This is a genomic window from Bacillus sp. FSL R9-9410, from assembly GCF_038050385.1.
In the GTDB taxonomy this organism is placed as follows: domain Bacteria; phylum Bacillota; class Bacilli; order Bacillales; family Bacillaceae_G; genus Bacillus_A; species Bacillus_A cereus_U.
In genome coordinates this window covers 3717126-3736513 of sequence record NZ_JBBOTV010000001.1, presented here as the reverse complement: position 1 = coordinate 3736513, position 19388 = coordinate 3717126, and the positions used below count along the sequence as shown (strand labels likewise).

The following is a 19388-nucleotide window of genomic DNA, read 5'->3' as shown; positions in this document are numbered from 1 at the left end:
ATAAAAGCGAAGTTTGCAACCAAACTTCGTTTTTTCAACGTGCAATGAATTAAAAAATTTATTTGAAATTGCATAACATTTATCCCGCATTAACGGGTAGCCCGTAAAAGTCCGATTGGTTCAACTAATAATCAGTAGGGGATGAACAAAACCCCTACTGATTAAAGTTTCACTTTATAGGAAACTGCGATGTAATAGCAAAAGGGGAAGTAGGATTAGGTACATTCGGTTTTAAAGCAAAGCTTGGAGCTCAAAATGGGGGATACTTTGGGGAAGAGTTTGGTCTTGTAGGGGTTATTAAATTTGAAAAACCAAAGAAAGAGGAAAGCTGATATGCAAGCATTTAAAGTTGGGAAATTAGTTACATTCGTTGCAATTATAATACTTCTTGTAGTTGCTATTTTATCTCCTTACAACTTATTTAAAAAGATTTATTTTATTATGGGTGTTCTTATTATTGGCGCAATTTCACTTGGTGCAAATAAATTCTTTGAACTGGTGCACAGTAAATTTAATAAGAAATGATATTACTTATGTGATAGGGGAATTCAAAATATGAATAAATCATTAAGGATTTAAAGGGAAATTTCCACAATATAATTTTACAGGATTACGTGGAACTAAATTAGTTCATCACCATATTGGTGGTGGTCAAGCTGTTGGTGTTCCGATGCCACTACATCCTGGTTTTGGAGGGGTTCATAACGTAGAAAAAGTGATTGGAGCATGGGGGCAATTGTATTTATGTCTGCATGCACAGTGATTTCGTTTGTTTTGATTTATATGATTATAGAACTCCATAAGTATTATTATTTACGAAGCATATAGAAGATGGAGGGAAAATACGTATAGGCTTTTAAAGAGAATTTGTTGCATTTCAAGTATATAAGCGCATTCTTCTTATGGAAGCCATTCACGAGGCTTATAGCAATAAAAGATGTATAAGTGGAAGATTATATTCTGGTAAAACATCTGAAGGAATGGAAATTAGGTTTGTTCTTATTAATGATAAGATTATAACTGTTTATCCAATGTATTAAAGAATGTGAGTTACTCAAAAATGAAAGTAACTACTCAGCCCATAGTTAAAAATGCAAGACAATATAGAGGTAATTGCTAAGAAGCACTCCCCCTAAGTTTCAGATGAAATTAAATGATTGAATATTTATATTTAAATAACCGACTATTTATGCTTTAATATTTCTATGTACATAACTGGGATGATTAGGAAATTATATTTAATATGTTTTAAGAAAGGGGAATGTTTTTTATATGGAAACTCCAGAAAATCAATTTAAACGTGCACTTAATCCTTGGTTCTCCATTTGGACAAAACCACGTGATACAATGAAAGAAATTTTTATATCCAAACCTAAGAATGTGTTTTTACTCATTTTATTAGGCTCATTCGTACAGACTTTAGATCGAGCATCTTCTAAAAATATGGCGGATTCAATAAGTAGTCCATTTTCAATAATCTCAATAGTTATATTCGGTACCTTCGTTGCTTTCTTAATTTATTATTTTTTGCTACCAGCGTTATTCAATTGGGTGGCAAAAAAACTTGGTGGACAAGGTACCTTTGAAAAAACACGTTACTCAGTTGCCTATTCTTATATCCCTTACGTTTACTCTCTTATATTAGTTTGGGTGCCTTCATTTTTCTTGTTTGGGATAGAAAACTTTACGAGTGAGACACCGGAAATGGATAGTAGCATAACTTTAACGATTTTGTTTCTTATTTTTGCCATAATTGATATAGTTATTGGAATTTGGACAATCATTATTTCCTTAAAATGTTTAGGAGAAGCACACCAATTTTCAGCATGGAAAGCATTATTAACAATAATAGTGTCCTTTATGATTATCATTCTTCCTTTGGTAATAATAGTATTTCTTATAGTAGGGGTTACAACCCTTTAATAATTTATTTGCTTCTTATTTATCCAAACGTTTTCTACGCGCTGTTAGTAATTGTTACAGGCTGAACAACCACATGATTCGGATGTTCCACTTGGCGAAGCGTATGACCTTTATGATCAAATTGATCGCCCGTTTTACGGCCTGTTTTTCTTATTATCAGTGTTAACAGGAATTTGTGAAGGCAAACTTGAAAATCAAAATATTAAACCATTAAAACCTTAGGGTAGCTGAGTAGTTACAAATGAAATATATATAAAGTGACAAAAAATGAAGACCTAGATTCTTTAAAAATAGAATTACCAAAAGAACTAGAAATTGTAGCAACATTTTTAGAAAACGATATCCAAGGGATTCCAGTTAAATGGTGGTTACAAAAAATTGATGAAGTATTAAATAATTTAAAAGAATATAATGAATTTCAAGGTACATTATGTGCAATTCAAGTAAAAAAGGATGAAACTATACTTGTAGATTTATATTCTATCCATGATCCTAATATATGTAAGATTGAAACAACTGAACTTAGAAATTTAATTGAAGTTTGGGGACAAGAACAAAAAATGTATAAAAATAATAACTAAAAAATTAACTTTTATAAAAACATTTAAATTAAAATTCTTCTTAAGCGTGAGCCCAATAGCTCACGCCTTTTATTTTGATTGACTATAACATTTATTTTTAAAATTTATAATCATACTATTTGTTACGAACAAACTATCAAAGAATCCATTGGTGTTACAGCTAATTGAAGGTGCTTTTATCTTTTGCGCGGGAAGGAGTGGGGTGGCTTGTGTGGGATTGTTCTGGTTGCCCGTTCAAAAAGTATTTAAAAGTAAAAAAAGGTCGTCAAACTCACCACAATCGGTATCTTAAGAATTAAAAGAAAAAGCAAAACATGGGGTTTGCTCGGAAGAAAGATTATAAATCTAGACCGAGTGAAAATTGAAAAATAACACCCCTCAAAGAGAAAAAATTCTCTTTGAGGGGTGTTATATAAAGAAGTCATCCTGTTCAAGATGATCTTCTATACTTTATTATTTTGAACTAGTACCATTCTTCAAGCTATCTCCACTACCAAGCTCCGCCTCAATCTGCGAAGTCTTCGATGACTCATCCATACGCCAATACGTAATAAAGCTTATTGCGATACATCCAGCTACGTAGAAGTAAAATAGTGATTCCATTCCGATACTTTTTAGCCATAAAGCGATGAACTCAGCTGTTCCACCGAATATCGCAACGGTTAGTGCATATGGTAAACCTACGCCGAGTGCACGAATTTCAGTTGGGAATAGTTCTGCTTTTACAATTGCGTTAATGGAAGTGTAGCCAGTAACGATAATGAGACCGACCATCATGAGTAAAAATGCTACGATTGGTTCTGTTGTTTTTTCCATAAAGAAGAAGATTGGTGCTGTTAGTAACGTTCCAAGAATACCGAAAGCCATTAATAGTGGGCGGCGTCCAATTTTATCGGATAATAGCCCCGCAATTGGTTGAAGTACGACGAAAATAAGTAGTGCGACAAAGTTAATCCAGCTTACAACTTCTTTCGGGAGACCGACTGTGTTTACCATGAATTTTTGTAAATATGTTGTGTACGTATAGAATGCAACAGTGCCTCCTAGTGTTAGGCCGACTACTGTTAATACTGCTTTCGGGTGTTTCATAAGAGCGCGAACGGTTCCTGCGCTTTCGCGGTTTTTCGATTCCATATTTGAGAACTGCTCTGATTCATCCATTGTACGTCGAAGCCACAATACAGCTACTGCTCCCATCGCACCAATAATGAATGGAATACGCCATCCCCAAGCTTTCATATCTGGTTCGCTTAGTAATTGCTGAAGAACAATTTGAACACCTAACGCAACCATCTGTCCAGCAACGAGCGTTACATATTGAAAACTTGAATAAAAACCACGGCGTCCACTACTAGCCATTTCAGATAAATACGTTGCGGAAGTTCCGTACTCTCCGCCAAGTGATAATCCTTGTAGTAAACGGGCAAGAACTAAAATAATTGGCGCCATAATACCGATGCTTTCGTAACTAGGTGTACAGGCGATAATTAAAGAACCACCGGCCATAACTGTAATGGAAAGCGTTAATGCTGCCCGGCGTCCGTGCCGATCTGCATAGCGTCCCATTAATAAACTTCCGATAGGGCGCATTAAAAATCCGACTGCGAAAATAGCTGCTGTGTTCAGTAACTGACTCGTTGGATCTCCTTTAGGAAAGAACTCTGCTGAGAAGTAAACAGCGAAAGCAGAGTAAACGTACCAGTCGTACCATTCAATTAAATTGCCGACGGAACCTTTAAAGATATTGCCGGCGACTCGGTTAGATTTTGCTTGAGCCATAATAATTCCTCCTCTTGCTTATAAATAAAAGGTATATATGAAAGCGTGTTCAATGTAGTTGAATTGTACTGTTATTTGATTAAAATCTCAATATTATGACAATTTTATTCTTTTTGTACTTTATGTACATGGGTATTTTTAATAGTTGATTCATTTTCAGTTTTGTCATAATAATAGAAAAGGAGAATGATATTTTTGAATATTTTATCAAAGGATATGAAGTATGAAAAAGTCAGGCAAAGTGTCATTACAAATGAAAATATTAAGCTTAATTATTACATTAATTTTATTTGTCGTTCTTCTGTTAGCAGGAATATTTGTTTACATTCAGTCCGTTGATACGAAGCGTCAAGTGGAGCAGTTAGCTCTGCAAACGGCTAAGTCTCTTTCTTTTATGCCAGCTATAAAAGATGCTTTTCAATACAACGAGCATAAAAGTACTATTCAATCCATTGCGGAACAAGTTCGTGAGCAAGCTGGTGCAGATTATGTAATTATAGAAGATCGTTATGGGGTTATGTATTCACATTCTAATTCGGAGTTGATTGGTACAAAGAGCGACAATCCATATAACTATGAAGCGCTCACCTTTGGGGGATATTATACGCTCGAAGGAAATGGGGCAAGTGGTCCAGCTTTAATGGCGAAGGCACCTATTATTGTTCATAACGGAGACTACGATCAAGTAGTAGGCGTTGTTACAGTAGAGTTTTTAATAAAAGGTATTGAATCTAACATATTGAGTAGAACGAAAGAAATCATACTCTTTTCTTTAGCGGTATTACTAGTTGGAATTGTTGGCGGCATTCTGTTAGCGCGTAGTATTCGTAAAGATACACTCGGTCTGGAACCGAATGAAATCGCAGCGCTATACCGGGAACGAAGTGCAATACTACTATCTATAAAAGAAGGGATTATCGCCATTGATCAAAACGGTTTTATTACTATGATGAACACTTCGGCAGAAGAGATGCTTCATGTAAATGATGATTATATCCAACAGCACATTTTAAAAGTTTTACCGAATTTTAATATGGAAAGAGTGCTAGAAAACGATCAAGAAATCGCATTTCAAGATAAAGTGTTTATTTTAAATATGACACCGATACTCGAAAATAACAGTACGGTAGGCGTTGTATGTAGTTTTAGAGATAAAACAGAACTGCAAAATCTAGTGAATACAATATCTGAAGTAAGAAAGTATTCAGAGGACTTACGCGCCCAAACACATGAATTTACAAATAAGCTTTTTGTCTTATCAGGATTACTTCAGTTAGGACATTACAAAGAAGCGATTGAATTTATCCAGCAAGAATCTAATATTCATCAAAGCCAAAACCATATTTTATTCCATCAAATTCATGATGCGAAAGTACAAGCTATTTTATTAGGAAAAATCGGAACAGCATCTGAGAAGAAAATTGATTTTCATATTGAAGAAGATAGTGCGCTTCATCCGTTATCAGATCATATAAAAGTTTCACACCTTATTACGATCGTTGGAAACATAATCGACAATGCGTTTGATGCGGTGAGTAATCAAAATGAGAAGAGTGTTTCATTTTTTGTTACGGATATTGGACACGATATTGTGTTTGAAGTGATAGATAGTGGAGCAGGGATACCCGCAAAAAAAATAAGTACCATTTTTCAAAAAGGATTTTCAACGAAAGGAAACGATCGTGGTTACGGGCTAGCAAACGTGAAAGAAATGGTAGATCTACTAGAAGGAACAATTGAAATTCAAAACGAGAAAAATGGGGGAGCTATTTTTACAATTTACCTTCCAAAAACATTGAGAGAAAGTATAAGACAAACAGGGGGATGGGCATATGTTGAAGGTTGCAATTGCAGAAGATGATTTCCGCGTAGCGCAAATTCAAGAGGAGTTTTTATCAAAAATAAAGGACGTAAAAGTGATCGGAAAAGCATTGAACGCAAAAGAAACGATGGAACTACTACAAAAGGAAGAAATCGATTTACTTCTATTAGATAATTATTTACCAGATGGAATTGGAACAGACTTATTGCCGAAAATTCATGCGGATTTTCCAAACGTTGACGTCATCATGGTTACTGCGGCGAATGAAAACCATATGTTAGAAAAAGCAATTCGAAATGGCGTAAGCAACTACCTTATAAAACCGGTCACGTTAGAAAAATTCGTTCGCACAATTGAAGACTATAAAAGAAAGAAGCAATTATTACATAGTAACAATGAAGTAAATCAAGCACTAATCGATAACTTCTTCGGTACTCCTCAAACACAAGAAATAAAAAACTTACCGACAGGTGTTGATCCACTAACACTTCAAAAGGTGAAAGGGATTATAAAAGGATTCGAAGAGGGAATTACAATAGAAGAAATGGGAGAACAAATGGGTGCCTCCAGAACAACCGCAAGAAGATATTTAGAATACTTAGTAGCGACAAACGAATGCACAGTAGAGTACACATACGGCATTATCGGACGACCAGAACGAAAATATCGAATAGGACAAGGACTATGAAAAAACGATTATTACTATGTATATGGATCATAACAGGAGTAATAGCTGGTTGTTCTTCAGAAAAATCTCAAACGAATACAGTAAACATAGACAAAGTAGAAATCGTTGCGCCAAACGTTCAAGGAGCGGGATGGGATTTAACGGCACGAGCGATGCAAAAAACGCTGACAGAAGAAAAAATCTTCACAAAACCAATCACAGTCACAAACAAAGTAGGCGGCAGCGGTGATGTCGGATGGAAATATACGAAACAAAAAGGCGGTCACGTACTTGCGATTAACTCAAGCTTACTCATAACGAATAACCTACTAGGCCACAGTAAACTAACATATAAAGACTTCACACCGCTCGCGCTACTCGCATCAGATTGGGAAGTAGTTGTCGTAACAAAAGACAGCACCATAGAAAACGCAAAACAACTAATGGAACAACTAAAGAAAGATAAGAAAAACTTCAAAATCGGCGTTGCCCCGGGCCTAGGAAACGACGATCACCTATCCTTCGTACAAGTAAGCAAAGAGTTCGGCATAAACCCTGCTGAACTAGAATTCTTCGTCTACGAAAACAAAGAAAAAATCATCAACGCCCTAACGAACAAACAAATCAACGCCGCAACCATGACCCTATCCGAAGCCGAAAAACAATACAAAGCCGGCAAAATAAAAATACTAGCCGTATCCGCACCAAAACGTCTAGACCGACTACCAGAAATCCCAACGTGGAAAGAACAAGGAATCGACGTCATCTTCCAGCACTGGAAAGGGATTATGGGCCCGAAAGATATGACTGAGGAAGAGGTTGCTTATTGGGATAGTATTATTAAGAGGATGGTGGAGAGTGAGAGTTGGAAGGGGATTTTGAGGGAGCGGGGTTGGAATTCTTATTATAAGGATAGTGGGGAGAGTAGGGGGTTTTTGGAGGAGAGTAATTTTAGGTATGAGGAGATGGTGAAAAAAGAGGCTTAAGAGGGAAGTGCTCAATCATGCTTTATTTTTGTAGTTACTTCTATATAATATAAAAGAGATGAGAGTGTTAGGCTAATTACATTAAAGGTGCTAGATAGGAATAGATAAAATCTATCTTACTGATTAAAAATATATTAGTCGTTAAAAGATATAAAAGGCATTTTTCAGTCTATAAGGTGTGGGAACGTAAATTATAGAGTTTCTGTGAGATTTAAGGAGGATATAATGAAGAAAAATATTTATGTTGTTGGAGCAGTAATTGTCCAAGATGAGAAAATTTTATGTGCACAAAGAGGACCATCTAAATCGCTACCTCTTATGTGGGAATTTCCAGGTGGAAAAATAGAAGAGGGAGAAACACCTCAAGAGGCGTTAAAGCGTGAAATTGATGAAGAAATGCATTGTAGCGTGCAGATTGGTGAGCAAATTGATTATACAGCCTATGAGTATGATTTTGGTATTGTTCATTTGAAAACTTTCTATTGTAAACTTGTTGAAGGAAGTCCGGTTCTAACTGAGCACGTAGCAATTAAATGGTTATATCCGAATGAACTAGCAGCTTTAGAATGGGCACCTGCGGATATCCCAACTATTGAGAAATTATCAAAAGAATCGATTGTAAAGTAATTTGATTAAAAACTATTCGTTTTATGCGGATAGTTTTTTTATTGTAATAAATTTGCACTTTAAATCAGTGAGTAATACAATTAGTATAAAAATTTGTCATAAATGGTGATCATATGGAGAATTTCATTCAAAAGTTAGAAGGGTCTTTATATAAAGGATTTATTAATCAAAAACATAATCATCCTGGAATATATAAACCTAAATTATTAGTAAACAATACGAAAAAAAATGAAAATGTTTTAAGCTCATTGTTGGAAGAGCTTGAAAATAGTACAGCCTTTATTTTTTCAGTGGCTTTTATTACGGAAAGTGGGCTAGCGACTTTAAAATCACATTTCCTTGATCTTAAACAAAAAGGGGTTAAAGGACGTATATTAACATCTACATTCTTAAATTTTAATACACCAAAAGTGTTTAGAGAATTAATGAAACTTGAAAATGTAGAAGTAAGATTAACAAACTTATCTGGTTTTCATTCAAAGGGGTATATATTTGATAATAAAACACATTGTTCATTAATTGTCGGTAGTTCAAATCTGACTGCACATGCTTTGAAGGTAAACTATGAATGGAACGTCAAGTTAACATCGCATGAAGATGGAGAGATTGTTCAACATTTTAAAAATCAATTTGAAGAAGTCTGGGAGCATTCTCAAGTATTAACTGAAGAGTTAATTGCAAATTACGAAACAATATATGAACAAGTTGCAGAAAATAAGTTGTTAGATCGAGTTATAGAATTACCTGGTCAATATCATAATGCAATTGAAGAAGCGTTGAAAATTACGCCAAATAAAATGCAACAAGCTGCGTTAAAAGAAATACAAGCTATTCGAGACGCTGGAAAAGAAAAAGGATTAGTTATCTCTGCAACTGGAACGGGTAAGACATATCTTTCAGCATTTGATGTTAGAAATTTTGCACCTAAACGGATGCTCTTTATTGTTCACCGAGAGCAAATATTAAATAAAGCAAAATCAGATTTTCAAAAGGTTCTTGGTGGAGCCGATGAGGATTTTGGAATTTTATCAGGATCAAATAAGCAAATGAATGCTAAATATTTATTTGCGACGATCCAAACCATTTCAAAAGAGGACACTTTACACCAATTTGATCCTGAGCTATTCGATTATATTTTAATAGATGAAGTTCATAAAGCTGGTGCTAGTTCTTATCATAGGGTTATTGATTATTTTAAACCAAAATTTTTAATGGGAATGACTGCTACACCTGAACGTACAGACAATTTTAATATTTATGAGCTATTTGATTACAATATTGCTTATGAAATTCGATTGCAAGAAGCACTTGAAGAAGATATGCTTTGTCCTTTTCATTATTTTGGAGTTACTGATTTTGAATATAATGGTGAAAAGATAGATGACACTACTGCTTTATCTAAACTTGTTACGGAAGAGCGAGTGGATCATGTAGTTGAAAAAGTAAAATATTATGGTTTTTCTGGTGAGAAAGTAACAGGATTAATGTTTTGCAGCCGAAAAGATGAGGCAGAACAATTATCATGTGCCTTAAATAATAGAGGTTTTCGCACATTTGCATTAACCGGCGATCATTCCCAAGAGGAAAGAGAACTGCGGGTGAATCAATTAGAAAATGGCATACTGGATTATATTTTAACAGTAGATATTTTTAATGAAGGAATTGATATTCCAAGTGTGAATCAAGTTGTTATGTTGAGACAAACTCAATCAAGTATTATCTTTATACAGCAGCTGGGGCGTGGACTTCGAAAACACGATTCGAAAGATTTTGTTACGATCATTGATTTTATTGGAAACTATAAAAACAACTATTTAATTCCAATTGCTCTTTCAGGAGATAGATCACAAAATAAAGATAATATACGTCGATATACAAATGACACGAGTTATATTAAAGGTATTTCAACAGTTAACTTTGAAGAGATAGCGAAAAAACAAATCTTTAAAGCGATTAATAATAGCAATTTAACAGCAATGAAAATATTAAAAGAAGCTTTTGGTGAGTTGAAAAATAGAATAGGAAGAACTCCATATCTATATGACTTTATAGTAAACCATTCTATTGATCCAGTTGTACTTGTGGAAGGATATTCGAATTATTATCAGTTTCTATTGAAAATGAAAGAGGATGTCCCTGCATTAACAGAGTACGAAAATAAAGTTTTAACAATGTTCTCATTGGAAGTATTAAATGGAAAACGTAAAAACGAAATCGTCTTGTTAGACTTATTATTAAAGCAAGAAAAAGTTGATAAAGATGAGTATATAAAACAACTTGAAAAATCTAATTGCTTAACAGATGATGACACGATTACTTCTGTGCAACGAATTTTTGAATTAGAATTTTTCTTGCAAAACAGCCAAAAGAAATATGGAGAAAAGCCAATTCTCTCTTTACAGGACGATAAGACGTATATGTTTAATGATTCTATCCGAAAAAGCTTAGAACAAAATGAATACTTTAAGCGTATGGTTATGGACATTATTAAATGTGCAAGGGAAAAGAGCAAAAACTATGAGTGTGATAGTAACCTTACTGTATATAAAAAATACTCAAGAAAAGATGTTTGTAAACTTTTAAATTGGCATAATGATGAGAGCTCAACTATGTATGGTTATAAGACAAAGTACTATACTTGTCCAATATTTATCACATACCATAAAAATGATGAGGTAGAATCTAGTGTGGACTACGGCGATGAATTCCTTAATCAAGATGTTCTTAAATGGTATACAAGAAGTAATAGAACGTTAAAGTCAAAGGAAGTTCAGACGATTATTGCTGCTAAAGAAAATAATATTGATGTCCATATTTTTGTAAAAAAAGATGATGACGAGGGAAGCGACTTTTACTATTTAGGAAAAGCGAGACCTGATACAGCAAGTGTAGAACAAACTGAAATGCAAGATAAAAATGGAAAAGAACTACCGGTTGTTACGATGAATATGATTATGGAGAAATCGATGGATAATAAGCTTTATGATTATTTAAAGGATAGTAATGTTTTGTAGGTAGATTAAGTTTTTAATACCAGCATGTCCTTACAATGATTAAGAAGTAGTATTGGTAGATAAGATGAGGCTGTATCAAAATGACATTGGAGTATGCTTTTGATATGGCCTTATTTATTGGATTGTAATGTGTTTTTTGTTGGTTTTTGTGGGTTCATTTCAGTGGTGTGGGCAGAATGGGATGGATCTTTCTCATATGCTGTAGTGTGTAAAAAGAAGTATGGCACTCTTCACTAGAAGAAAAAGTATTAGTAGGAAGCGTGAAAACTGAAAACGACCATGAAAAATATAGGAAAGAAGGCTTATATCAGCTACCAGTCACACAGCTAAAACCAGGATGGCAAGGAACGAAGTACATAGCATTATATGCACCGGAAAAAATGGCGAAATTCAATACGTAGCAAAAATCAAACACATTCAAATGCAACAAAACGATGAGTATGTACATTTCGAACTAGAGCCGTGGAAAAAACTAGACCACCTCATCCGCTCAGTAGGATATGGCATTCAAACATACACAATAACAACTATGTGTTATTAAAAGAAGTACAAGAACTCCCAGAACTATTTACTGGCGAGATATATGAAAAATCAAGGATGGGACTCTGAATGGATGGACGATTTAGGAATTATAGAAAATGATAGAAAACGGTTTGGCGACTTTGCCTGTTATATAGTGTGCATTAACTCCCTGAATGCTCGGTAATTGCATTTCTCACCAAACACACCACCAAAACAATATGATTTTTCGAGAAATACTGTCAGGTAAGGGATTGGGGGAGTACCGTACATTACCATTCGGAATAAATTATAAAATAGAAATGAAGTTTTTACGCTGATTCAATAGGGATTTGCGAGTTATAGGAAGGTTAATTTTACTCGAAATTAATTGGTACTCCGCCCAAAAATTGGTGGAGCGTGGAAGCAAATATCCCTGTCAAATTCTGATGGGGGTATTTTTTTATTAGGATTAGCTTGATAGCGATAGTATTAATGTTTCATATAACAAAAAAATTTTGGGAAAAGAAAAATCAGTGCTGATAATTTGCCTTAGAAAAGATGAGGGATTCTACATTTGTTAAACAAGCCAAATAATATCTGTGATAAAATAACAATAAGATTGCAAGAAAAATTTTCCATGTTATTAAATTGGTAATACGAACTCACGAGCTAGAAAAGAAACCTATATCTGGTTTAGTAATCAAGAGATAAGGGAACATTTTCTGGAAGGTATGAAAGGAAATGAATATGAGCGAATCAATGAAGCGAATTAATCAATTTAGAGATGAACGTAACTGGCGGCAATTTCATAATGAAAAAGATCTAGCCATTTCCATCTCTTTAGAAGCAAATGAATTATTAGAATTATTCCAATGGAAAACACCAGAGGAAGCCAAGGGAAATCCCGAGCGACTCAAAGAAGAACTGGCCGATGTGCTGATTTACTCTTATATGATGGCTGATAATCTAGGCTTTGATATCGATGAAATCATCGCTGAAAAACTAATTAAGAATGACCAAAAATATCCAGTTCCAAAAAGCTTTGGTCAAAAAAAGAAATATAATGAATTGGATGAGGTGGATTGAACAATGGTTAAGTACAAATATATAACATTGAAAGTGAAGGATGGAGAACTGGAAGGTTTCGATGAACTTCGCCAGCCTGAACAAAATATTCTTAGAAATCGCAATGTCGTTTATATCTACAAAGGAACGAAGTCAAAAAAGATTTACATTGGACAAACGAAACAATTTACTGAGCGGAATAAGCAACACTACAGTGGTCAAGAGGAAAAATTTAATATAGCAGACTTCGACCAAGTAATTATTCTTACTTCATCCTATTTTAACGGTTCAGCCTTAGATGATGTCGAAAGCCAGTTGATTACCTACTTTATGGCCGATAATCCAAAATCTAAAAAACAGCTGGTTCAATATGATAATGATGAGGTTATTAATCGGAACAATGGCAACAGGGTGAATGACTACAGAGAACGAGAAAGGGTTGCTCTAGAAATCATTTTGCCTTTTTGGGAAAAAGTGCTATACCCTAAAGAATGGGTAAGTACACCGACTTTAGAGGAGCTACGTAATGGAGCACTGATCAAATATAGCCCAATCAAAGAATTAACAAGCCAGCAAATGGAGTATCTTGAGGAGATTGAATCGAATCCTGATAAAAGCTTTGTAATTAATGGAGATGCAGGGACTGGCAAAACCGTATTGCTGACTCATTTGGTCGCTAAGCTGTTGAAAGAAAAACCTAATCATCGAATAGCGGTCGTTTTGCAGCCTAATTGGATTAAAACGGCAAAGGATATCTTTAGAGTATATGGAATGAACAACAGCAATTTGACAATTGCTACCTCGACACAGCTCATTAATGCCAATGAAAATTATGATGTTGTAATTGTTGACGAATCTCATAAGCTTTCTAGAAAATTTTCCAAGCAAATGGCATCTTTTAACGAAGTGTATAAGGGAAGATTTGCTCAGGACGAGAATCACTTGGAGGCTTTAAAAAAATTAGGCGACCAAATGGTGTTAATGTATGACGTATTACAAGCTATTCGCCCTGCCAATATGACACGTGCGCAATTCAATGAAGCAACGAAAGACTTTAAACAGAGATACTTAACAACTCAATTTAGAATCCAAGCTCCAGTGGGAAAGAACTATACGTCAGAAGATTTTGTAAATGGCATAAAATATCTTTTGTATAAGGATACCGGTCTATTAGAACAAACGAATTTTAACCCGAAATTTGACAGAGCTGTGTTCCAAGATAGTGATGTTGATGCTTACTTTGGATATTTCGAAACAGAACCTTTAAAGAATTTGATTGATTGGATAGAAGAAGACAGAAATTACAGTCCTGAACATATAAACCGCGTGCTAGGTGGATTAGTTGAACCTTGGAAGCAGGCTGATGGCAAAGACCCGTCAATCACTCATTGGCATGAAGGAAATATCAAACGAAGATGGAATTCCACTCAAGAAAATTGGGTTTATTCAGAGGATGCCGATGCTGAAGATCAAATTGGCTCCGTCTTTGCAGTTCAGGGAATTGACTTGAATAAAGTCGGCGTATTAGTCGGCAACGATCTTCAAGTCGACGAAAAGGGCCGATTATTCGGCAATCCAGAAAATTTCCATAATGTAAACGGCAAATTCTCTAAAGACGATGAAAGCCCGGAAAATGCAAAAGAGTTTACTTTGTTTGTATTGAATATTTACTATATTCTAATGACTAGAGGGATTGACGGGATTCGATTGGGATTTTGGAAAAATGATGCATTTAAAAAGTATATGAAGGAAATATTGGAGATTAAATAAGTCCCGGAAACCTTGCAAGCTCAAATTTTTTAAAACTTTCAATTCGTATTTTAAGAGACTTATCTTTTATGTTTGGCTGGGGTATTTATGTATCATAATTAAATTATCCAGATTTATGACGAGTTGTATTAAGGATGACACATACTAAGAAAAGATATTGATTCGCCTAATTGGATTGAGAGCTGAATATAAAATTATTAAATGAAGCATGTGAGTGGCGTAAACCTAGGGGTGATGCAAATTACTTTGTTTTTATTAATAATATTTTAATTAGAACTATCATATAGAGTTGACAATAGTTTCTTTAGATTTTTTAGAATAATTATCAATTTTGCTACTGTCAAAAACCAATTTAGTTAAGACCATTGTTAATAGTCTGTTGTGCAATCTAAACTTTATAGCTATAAGGGAGGAATGAAAAATAACATGAAATTTTTACCGAAAAAAATCTTAATAGAGTTCAATAATGCAGCGAAAAGAGAAAAAAGAAATCGATGTATTGAGCCATCCATCTTAGATGCTCTTCCTGATGAATGTCGCTTTCCTATTGAATATTTAATGGTACATAATGTTGTTGATGAAGTTAGAACTCGAGTGTTTTTGGGACCTGAACATGGTTTTGCTTTATTAGATATGTCGATGGAGCGCTTTTCAATGATCCCAAATGCTGTGTGTGATCAAAATGGTGAAATTAAGTTCCCTTCAGAATCTGAAATTCGTAAAAAAATGCCTTACAATGGAAAAGAATGGGTTGAAGTGAAATATAAAAAAGTTTACAGAGGAAATCAAAAAGATTTTCGTAAAAAAGTATTAGCTGCATACGAGAATCAATGTGCTGTTTGTTTACAATCTAATCCTAGCTCCTTACGAGCAGCTCATATTAAAGATGCTGCAAAAGGTGGAGAGGAAGTTATTGAAAATGGGATTTGCCTATGTACGAACCACGAAATAGCTTTTGACCGTGGGGAATTAAAAATTTGTGAAGACGGAACTATCATTCTTAAACATGAGGATGTTAGTATAAATAGAGAAAAAATTAGATTCCCAATAAATCAAAAGGATTGGCCTTCGCAGGAGTTATTAAAGTGGAAGTTTGATGAACTTAAAAAATGATGCAACTCTGATACTAAAATTTCTTAATAAGATAATTTTAGCTATGTTCTATAAAGTAATGGCCTTATATATTAACGTTTTATCTGTAATCCATTTTATCGAGTGGAATAATACAATAGCAACTAGAAAAAGCTTAGAATCCTTGACTTAAGAGAGTTCTAAGCTCTTGTTTTTGTATTTTGCAAACAATAACTTTATTCTTCTAGTCTAATTTCATGAAAATCTTTATATTAAAATATTTTTAATAATTATGAAGAATGGAGGTATACAAATGAGTAATTACTGGTATGAGAATTTTAAAGATAATCCGGATTTTTATTCGAGGTACTGTAGTAAACTATGTCGTTCTTTAGGTATAAATGAGTTACATACTGTGAAAGTTTTATATTTTGCTAATCTAATTCATACTGTTACTGCAAAGTATGATGATATTCTTTTACAATGTGGAATTAGATTACCCTCAGAGACGTTTACTTGGAAACTTAGGGAAGCGGATTCAAAGGAAGAAAACTTTGACATCGAAAGCTTTTTGGATTATGCCAATGATTTGGTCGATGATTATGCAAAAATTGATCCTGATAATTTAAGAATCAGTTTATTACCTTTACAAAAGCATGTTCAATCCTTTTCAAAGTTTGAGTTGTTCGTTTTAAATGGGGATATTTTTAAGTTTATTGATGAACACTCTAACTTACCAGGTGTATTTGTAATAACTTGTGATGATGAATATCTTTTTGCGTCTGAAACAAGTGTTGATATTGCGAAAGCCATGGATGCTATTGTAGAAATTAAACGAGATAATTCAATTTTTGATTTACATGTAATTTTTACCGATACAGAATCGGATGCAGAATTATATTCAGTTTATTTGAATCTGAAATATTTAGGTGCGGGAGATCTAAATGTGGTCTTAGATATTCCGAAATACAGTAAAAGTTTAAAATGTAATTTTGAGGACTGCATAGTATAAGTCATTTGTGATTAATTTTATTGATGCATAACAATTAATATTTTGTATGGAAAACCTCGTCAAGTTGAAGTGAACCCCGAAAAGGGGATAGGTGGTTTGATTTTTTCTTGAATTCGCACGGTTGTGTTGGATACTTTTGTTATCTTTTATGAATAGAAAGTTTCACCTTTTAAATGACCGAAGAAGCTTTCCATGATCGCATTATCATGGGAATTTCCTCTTCGGGACATGCTGGTGATCATGCCTTTTCCTTTAATTTACGCTTGAAATTCTTTCGTTGTATAAATACTTCCTTGATCCGAGTGGAGAAGGGGATTTTTTACTTTTCGCCCTCGGTTAGAATAGCCATCCTTATTCATTTCAATTACTTTTCACTTTATTTCTTCTGGGGAATGAGCACTTGTCTTCAAACGAAAAACACTTCCATTGAATTTGTATACTTAGTATGCGAATTCAATGGGAGTGTTTTTATTATGTACTACTTATTCGGGTTCACTTTAAATTAAAAACTAAGTGTTTTTTATTTTCTCTATTTAAATTCAATTTTCACCATTTACCTTCTCCAGCATCTTCATAGGCTCCTTCAATCCAATCTGCATATGCATCCTCAGCCATTGCTTCTACATCAGGTTCAAAATAGTCCTCTACTGTAACTTCAAATCTTGATTCGGCAATTAAATCTTCTAAATCAGATTCATGTTGGGAGAAGAAAGTGATGGATAATTCATAACAGACCTGAAGTTTTTCTATTAGCGCTTTGAATTCCCCTTCATTCATTTCTATTTCAAAGTGCATAATTTCGTTACGTTTTTTATTGAGATACATTAAGCTTTTTTTTAGTTTTGATGGTACCTCGATATCACATAACAGTTCTAGCCTTCTAATGGCTTCACTGAAGCCTACTGTTTGTAATCCGGGAGCGATTTCAAATATATTTGTCTTTTGTTGTGTTATCATTTTTTCTTTGGCATTCATATAAGAATTTATATCACTGAAAATAAGATACTCTCTATTTCTTTTCAGTAACAACTTGAATAAAAGTTCATTGGCATGATTTAGAGATAAAATTGCATCTTTTGCATGATGTTCCACACCTTCTACTAACTCATATAATGTTTCAAGGGAAATGTACGTTGCTTTAAGTGAATCTATACCGTTTTCGAGTAGACTATACTTCAAAATTATCTTCTCCTATCCTTATTAGATTGTACATTTATAAATTATAAAGTGAAAAGTGAAAAAATCCAATGACTTTAGGTGATGCTGGTTAACTCTACCTTTTGAAGTATTCAAAAGTGTAGTCACATTTGCAGAGAGGTTTCAAATTTTCGGATAGCTTCTTCTGTTGTTTTTTGTGTAATGTGTGTAGATGTCCATCGCAGTTTTTATATCTGCGTGACCTAAACGATCTGGAGCTTTAATACTAGCTCCTGCTTCAAACAGTGGTAAACAATGTGTATGACACAAACCATGTATTATAATTTGTTTTAAATAGTTTTTATATTATTCAATCCTTTTTCTGGTTAATGTTTTATCAGGTGTATAATATGTATATTATAATAAATTAAAATACGTTATAATTATAATAAAATTAAAATTATTTAAGGTGGTTGTAAATTGAGTAGAGCCGTGGAAGTTAGAAGTGTATTAACTTGTAAAATTAATGATACTAATTTACATTCGTATTTTATAGATTTTGACATTAATGATGACGGGAATCTTGAGCAAATGCTTAAAGATTTTGTAACGCTGTTAACTGAAGAGATACCTAGTTTTGCTTTAGGATATCATCAAGGAGTAATGGTTGCGCAAGAGAATATATTACGTGTATTGATAGAGGCTGCAAATTCTATTTATAAAATTGATGCATATGAAAAGGCGGCAACAACATATTTAAATAATGAATGTTGGAGTGATGACCTACAGGATAAATATTTAAAAAGAGGTGAATTTGGAGAATTAATACTTCATTTTATCTTAAAATATTTCTTTAATACATTACCCCTTGTTGCAAAGATTTATTTTAAGGATTCATATGGACATGCTGTACATGGATTTGACTCAGTTCATATCGATCCTACAGAAAATACTTTATGGCTAGGCGAATCTAAAATATATACCGATGGTGGACGAGGAATAGATGCTTTAGTCGAAGACTTATTTGAGCATTTTAATAGTGACTATTTTGAAAGCGAGTTTACTATCATATCTAAAAGAATAAAAGATACAAAGCAAAATTTAGTTGATGCAGGAACAGATCCTGAACATTTTATTAATATATTAAATAAATACACTAAATTATCAGATAAATTAAATAACATAATAGTACCTATGTTTTGTGCATATGAAACTAAAGTTTTTTCTAAGTATGGTGATCCTACAGAGTTTGAAAGGGAATATATAAAAGAAATATCTAAATTAAATAAACGATTTATGAAAAAAAAAGGAAGTCATCCGTGGAATGAACGTTTGAATATTATAGTAATTTTAGTGCCTTTGGAAAGCAAGAAAAAATTAATTGCTGCATTGCATCGTAAATTAAAAAATTTGCAAATGTTAGGAGAGTGATT

At 33.7% G+C, this 19388-nt stretch carries 16 protein-coding genes and 3 pseudogenes; 16 read left to right on the top strand and 3 right to left on the bottom strand.

What is annotated here, in order from left to right:
* Positions 1 to 333 precede the first annotated feature (333 nt).
* The 5 genes and pseudogenes from MKX77_RS19445 to MKX77_RS19425 all read left to right on the top strand — a co-directional run bounded on the left by MKX77_RS19445 (position 334) and on the right by MKX77_RS19425 (position 2504).
* Positions 334 to 525: a hypothetical protein gene (locus MKX77_RS19445; protein ID WP_002125631.1), complete on the top strand. Its 192-nt coding sequence runs from the start codon at positions 334 to 336 to the stop codon at positions 523 to 525.
* A gap of 61 nt (positions 526 to 586) precedes the next feature.
* A pseudogene (locus MKX77_RS19440) lies at positions 587 to 763 on the top strand (hypothetical protein); the annotation flags it as partial.
* A 509-nt stretch (positions 764 to 1272) separates the two neighbouring features.
* A complete protein-coding gene (locus tag MKX77_RS19435) occupies positions 1273 to 1923 on the top strand; it encodes a Yip1 family protein (RefSeq protein ID WP_002010942.1) in 651 nt (216 codons plus the stop codon).
* Between the two features lie 51 nt (positions 1924 to 1974).
* The gene (locus MKX77_RS19430) at positions 1975 to 2145 is read left to right on the top strand and encodes a hypothetical protein (protein WP_002010943.1); all 171 of its coding nucleotides are present in this window, start codon (positions 1975 to 1977) and stop codon (positions 2143 to 2145) included.
* A 35-nt stretch (positions 2146 to 2180) separates the two neighbouring features.
* Positions 2181 to 2504, top strand: coding sequence for a hypothetical protein (locus MKX77_RS19425; RefSeq protein ID WP_002010945.1), 324 nt, complete (start codon positions 2181 to 2183; stop codon positions 2502 to 2504).
* A gap of 453 nt (positions 2505 to 2957) precedes the next feature.
* Here MKX77_RS19425 and MKX77_RS19420 read toward each other — a convergent pair whose 3' ends face one another.
* A complete protein-coding gene (locus MKX77_RS19420; protein ID WP_328009645.1) occupies positions 2958 to 4283 on the bottom strand; it encodes an MFS transporter in 1326 nt (441 codons plus the stop codon).
* 223 nt (positions 4284 to 4506) lie between these two features.
* On the opposite strand from MKX77_RS19420, the gene MKX77_RS19415 reads away from it, so the two are divergent.
* From MKX77_RS19415 to MKX77_RS19370, 10 genes and pseudogenes are all read left to right on the top strand, one after another.
* Positions 4507 to 6144: a sensor histidine kinase gene (locus tag MKX77_RS19415; RefSeq protein ID WP_341307541.1), complete on the top strand. Its 1638-nt coding sequence runs from the start codon at positions 4507 to 4509 to the stop codon at positions 6142 to 6144.
* Positions 6116 to 6793 carry a response regulator gene (locus tag MKX77_RS19410; protein WP_341307540.1) on the top strand — a complete coding sequence of 226 codons (678 nt, stop codon included), beginning with the start codon at positions 6116 to 6118 and terminating at the stop codon, positions 6791 to 6793. Before MKX77_RS19415 ends, MKX77_RS19410 begins: the two co-directional genes overlap by 29 nt.
* Complete coding sequence (locus tag MKX77_RS19405; RefSeq protein ID WP_341307539.1) at positions 6790 to 7758, top strand: tripartite tricarboxylate transporter substrate binding protein; 969 nt, start codon at positions 6790 to 6792, stop codon at positions 7756 to 7758. Before MKX77_RS19410 ends, MKX77_RS19405 begins: the two co-directional genes overlap by 4 nt.
* Positions 7759 to 7983: 225 nt before the next feature.
* Positions 7984 to 8385, top strand: a complete 402-nt coding sequence (locus tag MKX77_RS19400; RefSeq protein ID WP_000739608.1) for a (deoxy)nucleoside triphosphate pyrophosphohydrolase — start codon at positions 7984 to 7986, stop codon at positions 8383 to 8385.
* 113 nt (positions 8386 to 8498) lie between these two features.
* Positions 8499 to 11399, top strand: coding sequence for a DEAD/DEAH box helicase (locus MKX77_RS19395; protein ID WP_341307538.1), 2901 nt, complete (start codon positions 8499 to 8501; stop codon positions 11397 to 11399).
* A 212-nt stretch (positions 11400 to 11611) separates the two neighbouring features.
* Positions 11612 to 11969, top strand: a pseudogene (locus MKX77_RS19390) (restriction endonuclease-like protein); the annotation flags it as partial.
* A gap of 678 nt (positions 11970 to 12647) precedes the next feature.
* A complete protein-coding gene (locus MKX77_RS19385; protein WP_046198893.1) occupies positions 12648 to 12986 on the top strand; it encodes a nucleotide pyrophosphohydrolase in 339 nt (112 codons plus the stop codon).
* A 3-nt stretch (positions 12987 to 12989) separates the two neighbouring features.
* A complete protein-coding gene (locus MKX77_RS19380) occupies positions 12990 to 14735 on the top strand; it encodes a DUF2075 domain-containing protein (RefSeq protein ID WP_341307537.1) in 1746 nt (581 codons plus the stop codon).
* A 414-nt stretch (positions 14736 to 15149) separates the two neighbouring features.
* Positions 15150 to 15848 (top strand): HNH endonuclease, encoded by a 699-nt coding sequence (locus MKX77_RS19375; RefSeq protein WP_341307536.1) that lies wholly within the window; start codon positions 15150 to 15152, stop codon positions 15846 to 15848.
* Positions 15849 to 16119: 271 nt separating this feature from the next.
* Positions 16120 to 16818: a hypothetical protein gene (locus tag MKX77_RS19370; RefSeq protein ID WP_341307535.1), complete on the top strand. Its 699-nt coding sequence runs from the start codon at positions 16120 to 16122 to the stop codon at positions 16816 to 16818.
* 34 nt (positions 16819 to 16852) lie between these two features.
* On the opposite strand, the pseudogene MKX77_RS19365 reads toward MKX77_RS19370, so the two are convergent.
* Both MKX77_RS19365 and MKX77_RS19360 read right to left on the bottom strand, forming a co-directional pair.
* A pseudogene (locus MKX77_RS19365) lies at positions 16853 to 17153 on the bottom strand (hypothetical protein); the annotation flags it as partial.
* A 211-nt stretch (positions 17154 to 17364) separates the two neighbouring features.
* Positions 17365 to 17997, bottom strand: a complete 633-nt coding sequence (locus MKX77_RS19360) for a hypothetical protein (protein ID WP_341307534.1) — start codon at positions 17995 to 17997, stop codon at positions 17365 to 17367.
* Positions 17998 to 18435: 438 nt separating this feature from the next.
* On the opposite strand from MKX77_RS19360, the gene MKX77_RS19355 reads away from it, so the two are divergent.
* Positions 18436 to 19386 (top strand): HamA C-terminal domain-containing protein, encoded by a 951-nt coding sequence (locus tag MKX77_RS19355; protein ID WP_341307533.1) that lies wholly within the window; start codon positions 18436 to 18438, stop codon positions 19384 to 19386.
* Positions 19387 to 19388 lie beyond the last annotated feature (2 nt).

Excerpts from the sequence above, each read along its gene's own strand:
- MKX77_RS19445 (WP_002125631.1), top strand. The coding sequence starts at position 334 with ATGCAAGCATTTAAAGTTGGGAAATTAGTTACATTCGTTGCAATTATA.
- MKX77_RS19435 (WP_002010942.1), top strand. The coding sequence starts at position 1,273 with ATGGAAACTCCAGAAAATCAATTTAAACGTGCACTTAATCCTTGGTTC.
- MKX77_RS19420 (WP_328009645.1), bottom strand. The coding sequence starts at position 4,283 with ATGGCTCAAGCAAAATCTAACCGAGTCGCCGGCAATATCTTTAAAGGT.
- MKX77_RS19415 (WP_341307541.1), top strand. The coding sequence starts at position 4,507 with ATGAAAAAGTCAGGCAAAGTGTCATTACAAATGAAAATATTAAGCTTA.
- MKX77_RS19410 (WP_341307540.1), top strand. The coding sequence starts at position 6,116 with ATGTTGAAGGTTGCAATTGCAGAAGATGATTTCCGCGTAGCGCAAATT.
- MKX77_RS19405 (WP_341307539.1), top strand. The coding sequence starts at position 6,790 with ATGAAAAAACGATTATTACTATGTATATGGATCATAACAGGAGTAATA.
- MKX77_RS19400 (WP_000739608.1), top strand. The coding sequence starts at position 7,984 with ATGAAGAAAAATATTTATGTTGTTGGAGCAGTAATTGTCCAAGATGAG.
- MKX77_RS19395 (WP_341307538.1), top strand. The coding sequence starts at position 8,499 with ATGGAGAATTTCATTCAAAAGTTAGAAGGGTCTTTATATAAAGGATTT.
- MKX77_RS19385 (WP_046198893.1), top strand. The coding sequence starts at position 12,648 with ATGAGCGAATCAATGAAGCGAATTAATCAATTTAGAGATGAACGTAAC.
- MKX77_RS19380 (WP_341307537.1), top strand. The coding sequence starts at position 12,990 with ATGGTTAAGTACAAATATATAACATTGAAAGTGAAGGATGGAGAACTG.
- MKX77_RS19375 (WP_341307536.1), top strand. The coding sequence starts at position 15,150 with ATGAAAAATAACATGAAATTTTTACCGAAAAAAATCTTAATAGAGTTC.
- MKX77_RS19370 (WP_341307535.1), top strand. The coding sequence starts at position 16,120 with ATGAGTAATTACTGGTATGAGAATTTTAAAGATAATCCGGATTTTTAT.